Origin of the sequence: Streptomyces sp. NPDC006140 (assembly GCF_040628815.1) — a bacterium.
Classification (GTDB): domain Bacteria; phylum Actinomycetota; class Actinomycetes; order Streptomycetales; family Streptomycetaceae; genus Streptomyces.
In genome coordinates this window covers 326580-339138 of sequence record NZ_JBEXTS010000004.1, presented here as the reverse complement: position 1 = coordinate 339138, position 12559 = coordinate 326580, and the positions used below count along the sequence as shown (strand labels likewise).

Below are 12559 nucleotides of genomic sequence, written 5' to 3'. Positions count from 1 at the left end.
GGCCGCTGCCGCCGGGTCACCGGCTCACCGGGGCGGCGAGCGCGTACCGCTGGTCGCCGGTCAGCAGGCGTTCCAGGACGCGCTGGCTGCGCAGCCCGTCACCGAAGCCGGCCAGGGCGCTGTCGGCACTCCGCCCGGCGCCGCCGTCCCGGGCGGTTACCGCGTCGCGCCACTCCCGCAGCTGGTGCCGGAAGGTGTCGCTCCAGCCGGGCACCTCGCCCGGCGGCGAGGCGAGCACCTCCTCGCGGGCGAAGGTGCCCTGCTCCCAGGTGACACGGGACTTCAGGAAGTACGTCGTGTCGTCCTTGGAGTGGTAGTACAGCTCCTTGCGGTCACCGATGATCTTCAGGGAGAAGCCGAGCTCCTCCGGCAGCGAGGACTTGGAGGTCGTCAGGTTGAAGAAGGTGCCGTTCTCCAGCAGGCCGCTGACGAAGGCGTAGTCGTCGACCTGGACGTCCTGGCCCTCCTTCTGCGGCACGTTCACCTGGAGCTTGGTGCGGCAGCTCGTGCTGTCGACCGGGCTGTCGAAGAGCCGGTCCAGCATGTCGACCAGGTGCACGCCCAGATCACCCAGGGAGCCGCTGGTCGACCGGCCCAGGGCGCTGTCCCGCCAGGTGAAGCGGGAGCGGGTCAGGGCGCTGCCGCGCCGGAAACCGGCCTCGGCGAAGAGGACGGAGCCCAGCTCCCCGCCGCGCACCAGGTTCCGGATCTCGCCGATGGCGTCCAGGTAGCGGTAGTTGAAGCCCATGGCGCACACCAGGCCGCTCTCCTCGGCCAGCGCGGTGATCCGCTCGGCCTCCGCCACCGTCGTCGTCATCGGCTTCTCGCACAGCACGTGCCGGCCGTGCCGGACGGCGTCCTCGGCGTAGTCGGCGTGCGTGTGGTTGGGGGAGGCGATGACGACCGCGTCCACCCGCTCGTACAGCTCGGTCGTGGAGGAGAAGGCGGCGCAGCCGAAGCGGCCGGCCAGCTCCGCGGCCTTGTCGGGCATCACGTCGTACACACCGGCGGCCTCGACGCCGGTAACAGTTTCGGCGGCCCGCAGATGGGCGAGGGCTATGCCGCCGGCGCCGATGATTCCGATCTTCATGGTCTTCCTCTTTCAGGGACGGCCCTCGGGCCCGGAACGGCCGGGCCCGAGGAGCGGTTCAGTGGCCGAGGTGGTGACGGAAGGCGTGCAGGAGGGCCTGGGTGTGCGGGTGGGGCGAGACCCGCGGGAAGCGGTCCCGGGCCTCCGGTGTGCAGTTGGCGACGAGGTAGCCGTGCCGCACGGCGCCCAGCATCTCCAGGTCGTTGCCGCTGTCGCCGAACGCGAGGGTGCGCTCCGGGTCGACGCCGAAGCGGGCGCACAGGTGCCGCACGACGTTGCGCTTGCCGCACACCGCCGGCAGGAAGTCGACGTCGTAGCAGTCGGCGGGATCTCCGGTGGCCGGGTTGCAGCGGCTGATGTTGAGGCCGATGCCGTACTCGGCGGCCAGTTCGCGCACCAGGCCGAGGCCCTGTTCGTCGCGCCGCGGGTCGCCGAGGGAGCGGAAGTAGTAGTTGACGAGGAACTCGGTGCGGTGGCCGGTGTCCTGCGGGAACAGTTCGACGCCGTGCCGGGCGAGCCGCTCCACGGCCCGTTCGACCCGGGCCCGGTCGAAGCCGCTGTCCCGCAGCACCTGCCGCCACTCGGGGTCGGGGCGGGCGACGCCGTCGGGGAAGAACGTCAGCTCGGTGCCCAGGGCGCCGGCCACGAAGTGCGGCAGGACGCGGGCGCCGCAGCGCGCCATCTTCTCCCGCACGGAGGCCGCCGAGCTGCCGGTGACCCAGCCGAACAGCAGACCGTGCCGCACGGCGTCGGTCAGCAGGTACTCCTCCAACGCGGCCAGGTGGGCGCGCTGTTCGGGGGTGGCGGCGTGGGCCAGGTAGGTCTCGTCGAAGTCGGAGAACGCGGCCCAGCCGACACGGTCCGGCAGCCGCAGCGCGGGCGACGGGGCGGGAGCGCCGTCGAGGGGCAGGGTGTCGGTCACGGCGTCACCGGCCCGGGCGCGTCGCCGCGTACAGGGCCTCGACCACGCGGTCCTGCTCGCCGAGGGACAGCCCCGCGTGCAGCGGAAGGTGCAGCACCCGGTCGTGCAGCCACTCGGTCCGCGGCAGCCGCGCCCGCCCGAAGAACCGCTCGCGCACCGGGGTCTGCTGGCGGTGGGTCAGTACCGGGTAGTAGACGTCCGTCTCCACCCTGTTCCGCCGCGCCAGCTCGTCCAGCAGGGCGTCGCGGGCCGGCGCACCGCCGTCCACCAGCACCGGGAACAGGTGCCAGGAGTGGTCGGGCGCGAAGACGGGCGTCTCCAGCACGCTCTCCTCGGCCAGCGGGCGCAGCGCCTCCACGTAACGCCGGGCGAGATACGTCCGCCGCAGCCCCCGCAGACCCGTCCACGGCAGCAGGGCCAGGCCGATCGCGGCCATGGTGTTGTCGACGCGCGCGTTGAGGCCGTACGCCTCGCACTTGACGTTCTTCCGCCCCGGCGCGAAGCCGTGGTAGCCGGCCACCCGGCAGCGCTCGGCGATCTCGGCCGTGTCGGTGACGACGGCACCGGCCTTCCCGCACAGGCCGACGTTCTTGTACGGGTTGAAGCTGAGGGCCGCCGCGTCGGAGTACCGCCCGACACCGGTCACCCCGATCGCCTGGCAGGCGTCCTCGACGATCCGCAGCGCGTACCGGTCCGCGACGGCCCGCAGCCCGGCCATGTCGGCGAGCTTGCCGTAGAGGTGGACGGGCAGGACCGCCACGGTGCGCGGGGTGACCTGCTCCGCCACCGACACCGGGTCCAGGTTGCCGTCGGTGGTCACGTCGGCGAGGACGGGGACCGCGCCGCAGGCGAAGACCGCGTTCTCGGTGGCGGCGAAGCTGTTGGCCGGGAGGATCACCTCGTCGCCCGGTTCGACGCCCACCGCGCGCAGGGCGAGGACGAGCGCGTCGGTCCCGCTGCCGGTCGCGACCGCGCAGTTCATGCCCGCGAGGTCGGCGACGGCGTCCTCGAACGCGGTGACCGCCGGACCGCTCGTGAACTCACAGCTCTCCAGGACCTGCGCGAACGCCTCGGCGGCGGCGCTCTTCTCCCGGGGCGACAGCAGCCGTTCCTTCGGCAGGAACGGGACGTGCGAGACCTGCGCCGGCTCCGGGAACAGGGAGGCGACGAACAGGTCGGGGTCCCCGGGAGCGGAGTTCCACGCCGACAGGGTGCTCGCCAGCTCCCGGTTGGCGAGGGCCTCCCGCACGGGGTGGGTGATCCGCACGCCGCCGGCGAGGTCCTCGACCACCCGGTGCAGGCTGCGGCTGTCCCCGAGGAGGGCGGAGCCGGTGGCTGTGGAGCCGGTGGTCGTGGCGGGGTCGGCGGTGGAGACGGTCATGCGTACTCCTTGCGTTCGAAGAGCGGAGAAAAACTGCGCCGACGCGTGCGCAGGGGCATCGGGAATACGGAGGGAATGGCTGCCGAATAGTGCTCGAATCTATTTCCGCGAGGGATGGGGGGGCGGCACACGTCGGCGATGCTGGCAGCGGTCGACAAGCTCCGTCAACCGGCATCTTTTTGCCGCGCCCGGAGCCCCCGGAAATCCCAGGAAACCCCGGGAACCGTCCCTGGGAAACGGGGCGGACAACCGGTCGACAACCGGCATAATTCTGCCGGTTCCCCAGCTCCACCCCGGCGACCAGGGCATATGTCACCCCCTTTCGCAGGCCCCGCCGGGCCTTGTTACGGTGTGTTTCCCCGGTGATACGCAGAGGGAGTGGGTGCGAGCCGTGTCACGTGAAGCCCTGCCGGATCTGCTGCGCGCTTGGCGGATGGATGCGGGAAACAAAATGAACAGGGGAAGACAGTTACCTCAAAAAGAGGTGGCGCGTCGGATGGGGGTGAGTGAGCGGTGGTACCGGAATCTCGAGACCGGGGCGCACGTCCCGCTTTCCATGGAAATCCTCGAACGTCTTTCCCGGGCCCTGCTGCTCGGCTCCGACGAACGCATGGCCCTGCACGGCCACGCCCTCGGCGGTGCCGGCGGACGGCAGCCCGGTGAGCAGGACCCGCGCGGCGCCACCGAGGAGTTGGCCGCCCTCACCTCGGCGCGGATCGGCTTCCCCAGCTATCTGACCGACCAGGCGTGGAACGTCCTCGACCACAACGCCGCCATGGCCCGTTGGTTCCCCTGGGTGCGGGAACCGGACGCCAACCTGATGCGCTGGGCCCTGACCACGAACGCGGCCCGCGAACAGATCGTGGACTGGCCCCGGCACGCCGCGCAGTACCTCGCCCTGCTGCGGTTCGCGCTGGTGACCCGGCCCGACGACACCGCCCTCGGCGCCCTGCGCGACGCCGTGCTGGCCGACCGCGCCTGCCGCGACCTGTGGGACCGCGGCGCCAAGGTCCTCGCCTACCGGCACGGCCACCGCTACGAACTGCGCCTGCCGCACGTCAGCCCGGAGACCATCAAGGTCACGTCGCAGGTGCTGCTCCCCGCGTACCGACAGGAACTCCGCTACGTCCTGCTGCTGCCCACGGAGGACGAACCGGACGGTAGCTGAACCCGTTTTCCTTGCCGTGAGACAACTTGTGAGCCCTTTCGGGCGATCCGCAAGGCGTGGACGGACGCGGGACAGCCCCGGAACGCACCGGAATCAGTTCCTTTCTCACACCTGCGGGGGCGCGCACCAGGGGAAGGGGTGCGGCTGATTCCGCGTCGCATGCGACGGCACTTTCCGGGCACAGCACGCCTGTTTGTGTGCTTCTCGTGACAGGTTGTGGGGCCCCGGTGACCGTAGGGGTCTCCGGGTCTGACTTCCTGTGGGGGAATGCATGCACTCACGTGCTTCCGGCACGCCTGTCCGGCGTGCCCGCAGACCGGTGCGCTACTGACTTTTAGCCGCGCTGGCAACGCTGTCGCTGCTCGCTCCGGCCTCGCCGGTGTTCGCCGCGCCGTCGCCGGCGGATCCGGGGCCCACGTCGGTGTGGGGCAAGAAGACCGACTTCCAGGTTCCGCCGGTGAAGGTCGGCAAGACCCAGCCCGTGCCCGGCGTGGCTGAGGCCGAACCGACGAAGGAGCAGGCCGCGTGGCGGGCGGAACAGAAGGAACGCGCGCGTACCGGTGAGACACCCGAGCCGCCGAAGGCGCCGTCCGCTTCGGCGGGGGCCGCTGCGGCGGCGACCGTGTACGTCCCGGAGGACCAGGGCGCGGTGCCCTGGCACAAGATCTCGGACTTCCGGATCACCGACTCCCTGGTGGCGAGGATCAATCTCTCCACCGGCAACCTGATGCTCGCCGCCACCGACTTCGAGATCGAGGGTGTGGGCAAGAAACTGCGTCTGGCGCGGACGTACAACTCCTTCGACGCACCGTGGGGCAAGGTGTCCCAGCGGTGGTGGCACGAGTACGAGCGCTGTCTGCACCTGTTCACCGACGAGGTCGTCCTCTACGACGCCACCGGGGCCACGGTCCGCTTCACCGAGAACGCCGACGGCACCTACACGCTGACCGACCGCAAGTCCGGCTCGAAGGACACCTACGACGCGCACGGCACGCTGACCAAGGTCACGGACAGGAACAAGGGCACCATCACCGTCGACCAGCACGACGAGGGAGCCGAGCACAGGGGCTTCAAGCTCACCGAGACCCGCTCCGGCCGCTGGATCGACCTGGTCAGGACGGACGCGAGCCAGTGGCAGGCCAAGGACCACACCGGCCGCACCGCCGTCTTCGACCTCAATGAGGCCGGCGACCTGGCCAAGTCCACCGACACCGAGGGCAAGCCGACCGTCTTCGGCTACGACTCCTCCCGCCGCCTGACGAAGATCACGACACCTAAGGGACGGGTCACGGTCTTCACCTACGACGACCAGACAGCGCGACGACGGCACGGGCGTGACCACGTACGACTTCGACCCGCTGTCCAGGGAGACGGTCCGCACCCTGCAGAACGGCTCGCAGACCAAGCTCACCTACACCCCGGCCGGCAACGTCGACACCTACGAGGACCCGGCCGGCGTCACCGACTTCACCTGGAACGAGGTCAACAAGCTCGCCGAGCTGAAGGACCCGACCGGCAGGACCACCACGTACAAGTACAACGCCAACGACTTCCGGACCACGGCGACCTACCCGGGCGGCACGGTTCAGGAGGTCACCCCGGACAAGTCCAGCCGGCCCGAGAAGATCAAGGCGACCTCACCCAAGGGCACCCTGGTCGACCTCGCCTACTCCTACTCCCACGCCGGTACGGACGGCGCCAAGATCCGCACCCGGACCGACGCCGTCACCGGACTGAAGACCACGTACACCTACGACAGCGCCGGCCGCTTCTCCTACGCCAAGGAGGAGAAGGGCACCACGCTGAACTCCTCCTGGCAGTTACTGCTACGACCAGGCCGGCAACCTCACCAGCCAGGGCGTCGAGCAGGGCTGCCCGCGCGGCACCACCTACACCGTCAACGACGCCCAGCAGATCACCGCCAAGAACGGCTCCACCACCAACTGGTCCTACGACAAGACCGGCAACGAGACCGCCGGTGCCTCGACCCCCGAGGGCACCCGGACCGGGGAAACCTGGTCCGACTACAGCCAGTTGACGTCGATCACCGTCGCCGGCAAGACATACGCCGGGCAGTACGGCTCCACCGACCAGAGCGAGCGCGTCAAACTCGGTGACACCTTCTTCCACAACGGTCCGCTCGGCCTTTCGGCCAAGACCACGGCCGGCGTCGACATGGGATTCAACCGGGAACCCGGGGGCACCTTGAACTCCATGACGACCGGGGGTAAGTCGTACTACTACCTCACCGACGCGATCGGCTCCGTCGTCGCGCTCGCCGACGAGACCGGCACCAAGGTGAACACCTACGGCTACAGCCCGCGCGGCGTCGAACGCGGCACCACCACCGAAAAGGTCTCCCAGCCCTACCGGTTCGCCGGCGGCTTCCAGGACCCGACCGGCCTGTACCACTTCTCGGCCCGCTACTACGACCCAACATCGGCCGCTTCACCAGCCCCGACCCCTCCGGCCAGGAGAAGAACCCCTACCTCTACGCCGAAGGCGACCCCGTCAACCGCATCGACCCGAACGGCACCCTCAGCCTCAACGGCGTGATGGACGCCGTCGGCAAGGCTGGGGACGCTATAGCCGTCGGTGAATTCGCCGGTCAGTGGGTGACAGGTGACTACAAGGCAGCAGCTGGAACAGCGCTCAGCTTCGCCGCTGACAAGGCGTTCACCGCCGGCTGCACTTACCTGACCGGAGGCGCCGGTGCGATCCCCTGCGCGGTCGGTGGAATGGCGGTCGGCGAAGCAACTGAGGCGGCCTACGAAGACGCAACAAGCTGAACCAAGACAACCTCTACCGAAGGATTTCTCGTGCGATCAGCTACTGATAAGACGGTGATGGCCTACAAGGGGCTTGATGGTGTCCCTCTGTGGCTGTTGTTCGGAATAGCCATCCTCGCCTTCGTTGTCTTCGCCATCGCGCAAGCGCGGAAGAGGAAGTAGCCGCAGGCGTAGCAGTTCGCCAGCGGCTACCACGACGCCACCGGCCTCTACCGCTTGGCTCGCCTCTGTCTTCATCTCCGGCGGCGCCCTCGTAGTGGGTGGCCTCGCGGCCTCCTCGGCAGGGCTGGAGATGGCGGGAGCAACGGCTAACGGCTAAAGCGGGTCGAAGATCGCGATGACCGGCGTAGTCCGCTTCGTCGGCGGGAAGGCCGGCGTCGCCAGCAAGTTGTTCGGGTCTGCAAGACACTTTCAACTTTGCCGTGGGCGGCCACCGGCCACCCACGGCCTTCGGTGAAAGGAAAAGAGAAGGGACATCAGGACGCTGGCTGCGGAGGGCAAGGAGCCGGTGACCGGGCCGTTGCTGTATTTCCTCATCGGTGTCGCAGTGCTCTTCGCCGTGATCATCGCTGTACGGCGCCTGCGTAAGAGGTGAATTACTATTACTGGCGATGGGAGAAACCGATGAATGAGCGCACCCTGGTAGGAATCGGCGCGGTGATCATCGGAAGTGTGCTGATGCTCGGAAGTCAGGCCCTTGCCAGGCGCTCGATGAAGAACGAGAACGTCTTCGGTAGGGCCAATCGCGAAAAGCCCGCTATGGCCAGAGTCATGCCCGTGGTGGTCGGAGCCGGTATGACGCTGTGCGGAGTGCTCGTACTCACGGGTGTCCTGGGAGTCCAGTAGCCGCCCTCCTGGCAAAGCCGAAAGGGCCCTCATGGAGCCCGATTCTGGCGATAGGAATGGTGGTGCTCTTCGCGATCATCATCACGATTCTTCTGGTGCGGCGTAACAGCTAGGAGAAGCAAGGAGTTCGTCGTCAAAGGGCGGCTCCGTGATCGGCAGAAGTGACGGACGAAGTGGCGTGACAACACCAGTGGGTCCCCGGCGGTCGCGACTCGTGCGGCTATGACGGCGCGAAGGGAAACCGCCCCGACAAGGCGGCATTGGCGGTGATCGCGTCGGCTACCTGTTCGACGGTACGTCCGTCGGTGTCGATGCGCAGATCACCGATCCCGGCGTCTTCGAGGCCGGCGGCCGATGCCACCGCCCGGTCGGCGACGTGGCGCAGGTGTGTGACGGACTGCCCCCGCAACGGGTCGCCCGGTTGGGTCCAACTGCCGCCTTGGCCACGGGACATGATGCGTTCCGTCAGGTGCTGCCGTCTGGCGTGCAGTCGGCACAGCGTGAGCTCGGTTGCGGGCAGCGCCTCGGCGTACGCCTTGACCGTGGCCTCGTCCTCGACCGGGCCGGACATGATCAGGCACTGTGCCCCGGCCGCACGGTAAGTCCGCCACACCGCGGCCAGATTGCGGGCCTTGACCCGATGGTCGGCGGGAGCATCCGGAATCGGACCGCAGAAGCCGAGCTGGTCGAGGTCGAGATACGCGGCGGTGGCACCAGCGCCCAGGACTCTTCGGTAGACCTCGAAGCCGACCGTCGACTTGCCGACGCCGGTCGCGCCGCACAGCCACAGAACCGGAAGATCGGCGGAAGGCTCCGCCTGCGCCGAGGCCGCGCTCCTGCCCGCGGCGGTGACCGCCGACGGCTCGGGCGCGTCAGCCGACCGGTCGAGAGCCGAGGCCGGCCATCCGCCGGTTCGCTCCCCGACACGCCGCGCCACCTCGTCCACCAGCAGTCCGCTGGTGTCGACGCAGGCGTCCGCGAAGGTGCTCGCGTCCAGGGCGTCGGCTTCCCGCAGCACCTCGTCGACCAACTCGGCAGGCCCTCCGCGACCGGTGAACCGCTGCCGAAGCACCTCCCGGTCGGCACGCAGGCGGCAGACCGTCACCGCGGCCTGCGGGATCTGGTCGACGTGCACTCCGCACGCGGGATCGACGACACCCGAAACGATGAGACACCGGGCGCCGGCCGCGCGGAAACCGGCCAGCACCGCATCGACATTGCGTGCCTTCATCCGGTGCCGCCCCGGATCCCCCGCAGGCTCGGGGTAGCAGATCCCCAACTGGTCGATGTCGACGAAACCGCTCTCGATCCCGGTCCGTATGAGGTGGGAGTACATCTCCCAGGCGACCGTGGTCTTACCGACTCCCGGCGGCCCGCAGAGCCACAGCACGGGGAACACAGCGTCCTTCACCGGCTTGCCGCCAGATCGGGGCGATGCGCCGTGAGCCGGCGAAGCGCGAGTTCGCTGACAGAGACCATGGCCCGGGATTCTCTCCGTCGCGCCCGTGCTTGTCGACAGATTTTGGCGCCCGCGAACGCCCCCACGAGGATCAGCCGGCGCCGCGCCCGGTCCGCACGGGTGCGGTTTTCCGCAGGGTGAGTGGTGCGGAAAACACCACCGGACCGGACGGCAATCCGCATACCGCCGCTGAGCTGCGATTTCTAGCTTGGAGGGCAGTCGGGGTGCCTGCCCCGGCCCACCCGCCAGTTGGGAGACTCGTATGCGCCTCATGTCCTTGGCCCTGCCGCAGGAGCCCGCCGACGGCATCGCGGGCTGGGCCGCCGATCTCGTCGACGCCCTGGGCGGTCCGGGAGCCGGCCTGGCGATCGCGCTGGAGAACCTCTTCCCGCCGCTGCCGAGCGAGGTGATCCTGCCGCTGACCGGGTTCGCCGCCGGGCAGGGAGTTCTCACCCTGGCCTCAGCGCTGTTCTGGACCACGCTCGGCTCGGTGGCAGGAGCCGTGGTCCTCTACTGGGTCGGCATGCTCTTCGGCCGTGAACGCATGCACGCGATCTGGGCGAAGCTGCCGCTGGTGAAGGCTTCCGACCTGGAGCGCACGGAGCGGTGGTTCGTGAAGCACGGAACCAAGGCGGTCTTCCTCGGCCGCATGGTGCCGATCTTCCGCAGCCTCATCTCCGTCCCCGCCGGGGTGGAGCGCATGCCCCTGGCCGTGTTCGTCATGCTGACCACGCTCGGCAGCCTGATCTGGAACTCCGTCCTGGTGATGGCCGGTTACTGGCTGGGCGACCAGTGGGAGGTGGTGGAGACCTACGTCGGGATCCTCTCCAAGGCGGTGCTGGTCCTGGTGGTCGTCGCCTGTGCGGGCTACGTGGCTGTACGGCTGCGGGGCCGCAACCAGGCCCAGCACCGCCGCACTTCCTGACCCGCCGAAGGCAGGCTCGCCCAGTGTCCCCGCCCAGCGCACAGCCTGAGCGATCTTGCTCCGGCTGTGCGGCCTCACTAGGCTCTCCCCTCGTGCAGGGGGATTCCGCAGGCAGCACCGCCGATCACCTGCCGCGCTTACCGGTCCAGGACGACGCCGGAGGGGGCGACGACGCAGCGGTCCCGTCGGCCTCCTGGCCGCGTCGGAGCGTCGGTACGTTCCTCGGCTGCGTGACGGCCTGGCTCGGCTTCCTCTACTTCCTCCTCGTAGGCACCGCCCTCGGCCCTTTCCTGCTGTGGCCGCTCACCCGCGCCAGTGCCCTCGGCATCCTCATGACCGGGGCCCGTCGGCTGACGGCCCTGGAGCGGACCCGCCGGGCCGTCTTCTTCGGCGACCGCTTCCCCGAGCACTACAAGGCGTCCGACCCGAAGCTGCTTCGCTATCTGGCGGTCCGCAGCTACACGGGACTGCTGTGCGGCGTCGTGCTCGGGCTGCTGGGTTTCGGCATCGTCCTGGCGGGGCTGCTCGTGCGGGGGCTGGCGCAGGGAACCGTCCTCTGGGACGAGTTGGTGATGCAGGTGCTCCTCGGCAGTGTGCTGCTCTTCCTCGACGTCCAGGGGCTCCACTCACTCGCAACCCTGGACGCGCGCATCGCCCGCGAGTGTTTCGGCCCCTCCGAGCGGGAACGGCTGGAGCGGCGCATCCATGAACTGGCCACCAGCCGGGCAGCGGTCGTGCAGGCGGTGGATGCCGAACGCCGGCGCATCGAGCGGGACCTCCACGACGGCATCCAGCAGCGGCTGGTGGCGCTGGGCATGCTGCTCGGACGGGCACGCCGGGGACGCAGCCCCGAGCAAGCAGACGCCCTGCTGCGCCAGGCGCACGAGGAGTCCCGGGACCTCCTCGCGGAACTCCGCGAGGTGACCTGGCGGGTCTACCCCTCGGCGTTGGACAGTCTGGGGCTCGAGGAGGCGCTGGGAGGAGTGTCCGAGCGGTGCGGCATCCCCGTCCGTATCGAGTTCGACGTCGGTGGGCCACTGCCACAACCGGTGGAAACCGCGGCGTACTTCGTGGTGTCGGAATCCGTGACCAACGCGGCCAAGCACTCCCGTGCCACGGCCGTCTCCGTGCGGGTGGTGCTCCGCGGCAGCGTGCTCACGGTGCGGGTCCAGGACAACGGCAAGGGCGGCGCGAACCCTGCGGGCAGTGGGCTGGGCGGACTGCGCAGCAGGACGGCCGCGCTCGACGGCGTCCTGCACGTCGACAGCCCTGAAGGGGGACCCACCACCATCACCGCGGAGCTGCCATGCGCCTGATGATCGCCGAGGACTCGACCCTGCTGCGCGAGGGGCTGGTCCGGCTCCTCGTCGAGGAGGGGCACGAGGTCCTGGGCGCGTTCGGCGACGCCGATCTCCTGCTCGCGGAGGTGGCCTCGCGGCGACCCGACGTCATCGTCCTCGACATCCGGATGCCTCCGACGCACACCGACGAGGGGCTGCGCGCGGCGCTGGAGATCCGCGAGCGGTGGCCGGAGGTCGGCGTGCTGGTGCTGTCTCAGCACATCGAGCGCAACTATGCGGTGCAATTGCTGGCCTCCCACGCTGAACGGGTGGGATACCTCCTCAAGGACCGCGTCGCTCAGGTGGAGGAGTTCCTGGACGCGTTGGAACGCATCCAGGCGGGGGGCGCTGCCATCGACCCCGAGGTGGTGCGACAACTGGTCCTCCGCACGACACACGCAGATCCGCTGACCCGTCTCACGCCCCGCGAACGCAGCGTTCTCGAGACCCTGGCCCAGGGGCATACCAACACGGCGATCGCGCAGAAGCTGCACATCTCACTGAGTGCGGTGGAGAAGAACCTCAACGCGATCTTCGACAAGCTGGAGTTGACCCGTACCACCGGTTACAGCCGGCGGATTCTGGCGGTCCTGAGGTATCTGAAGTCGTAGGGACGCCGGGCGTCATCAAGACGATCGA

Annotated in this window: 10 protein-coding genes and 1 pseudogene; 7 read left to right on the top strand and 4 right to left on the bottom strand. The window is 69.2% G+C overall.

Annotation, left to right across the window (positions count from 1 at the left end; genetic code table 11):
* Positions 1–16: 16 nt before the first annotated feature.
* From ABZ386_RS14225 to ABZ386_RS14215, 3 genes are read right to left on the bottom strand one after another with little or no spacing between them, the layout of a single operon-like run.
* Positions 17–1090 (bottom strand): Gfo/Idh/MocA family oxidoreductase, encoded by a 1074-nt coding sequence (locus ABZ386_RS14225; protein ID WP_358964824.1) that lies wholly within the window; start codon positions 1088–1090, stop codon positions 17–19.
* A 58-nt stretch (positions 1091–1148) separates the two neighbouring features.
* Entirely contained in the window at positions 1149–2012 is an 864-nt protein-coding gene (locus tag ABZ386_RS14220; RefSeq protein WP_351334553.1) for an HAD-IIB family hydrolase, read from the bottom strand.
* A gap of 4 nt (positions 2013–2016) precedes the next feature.
* Complete coding sequence (locus tag ABZ386_RS14215) at positions 2017–3393, bottom strand: DegT/DnrJ/EryC1/StrS family aminotransferase (protein ID WP_358964823.1); 1377 nt, start codon at positions 3391–3393, stop codon at positions 2017–2019.
* On the opposite strand from ABZ386_RS14215, the gene ABZ386_RS14210 reads away from it, so the two are divergent.
* The 4 genes and pseudogenes from ABZ386_RS14210 (at position 3392) to ABZ386_RS14195 (ending at position 8196) form a co-directional block, all read left to right on the top strand.
* On the top strand, positions 3392–4561 hold the full coding sequence (locus ABZ386_RS14210; protein ID WP_358964903.1) for a helix-turn-helix domain-containing protein: 1170 nt from the start codon (positions 3392–3394) through the stop codon (positions 4559–4561). The two genes, ABZ386_RS14215 and ABZ386_RS14210, sit on opposite strands and share 2 nt — an antisense overlap.
* Positions 4562–5018: 457 nt before the next feature.
* Positions 5019–7107 (top strand): annotated as a pseudogene (locus ABZ386_RS14205) (RHS repeat-associated core domain-containing protein); the annotation flags it as partial.
* A 6-nt stretch (positions 7108–7113) separates the two neighbouring features.
* The gene (locus ABZ386_RS14200; RefSeq protein WP_358964910.1) at positions 7114–7350 is read left to right on the top strand and encodes a hypothetical protein; all 237 of its coding nucleotides are present in this window, start codon (positions 7114–7116) and stop codon (positions 7348–7350) included.
* 624 nt (positions 7351–7974) lie between these two features.
* Positions 7975–8196, top strand: a complete 222-nt coding sequence (locus ABZ386_RS14195) for a hypothetical protein (protein ID WP_355717948.1) — start codon at positions 7975–7977, stop codon at positions 8194–8196.
* 220 nt (positions 8197–8416) lie between these two features.
* On the opposite strand, the gene ABZ386_RS14190 is transcribed toward ABZ386_RS14195, so the two are convergent.
* Complete coding sequence (locus ABZ386_RS14190) at positions 8417–9607, bottom strand: AAA family ATPase (protein WP_358964822.1); 1191 nt, start codon at positions 9605–9607, stop codon at positions 8417–8419.
* A 310-nt stretch (positions 9608–9917) separates the two neighbouring features.
* Here ABZ386_RS14190 and ABZ386_RS14185 point away from each other — a divergent pair, with 310 nt between their 5' ends.
* The 3 genes from ABZ386_RS14185 to ABZ386_RS14175 all read left to right on the top strand — a co-directional run bounded on the left by ABZ386_RS14185 (position 9918) and on the right by ABZ386_RS14175 (position 12531).
* Positions 9918–10580: a DedA family protein gene (locus ABZ386_RS14185; RefSeq protein WP_351334561.1), complete on the top strand. Its 663-nt coding sequence runs from the start codon at positions 9918–9920 to the stop codon at positions 10578–10580.
* A gap of 230 nt (positions 10581–10810) precedes the next feature.
* On the top strand, positions 10811–11896 hold the full coding sequence (locus ABZ386_RS14180; protein ID WP_356615415.1) for a sensor histidine kinase: 1086 nt from the start codon (positions 10811–10813) through the stop codon (positions 11894–11896).
* The gene (locus ABZ386_RS14175; RefSeq protein WP_358964821.1) at positions 11887–12531 is read left to right on the top strand and encodes a response regulator transcription factor; all 645 of its coding nucleotides are present in this window, start codon (positions 11887–11889) and stop codon (positions 12529–12531) included. Before ABZ386_RS14180 ends, ABZ386_RS14175 begins: the two co-directional genes overlap by 10 nt.
* Positions 12532–12559: the final 28 nt, after the last annotated feature.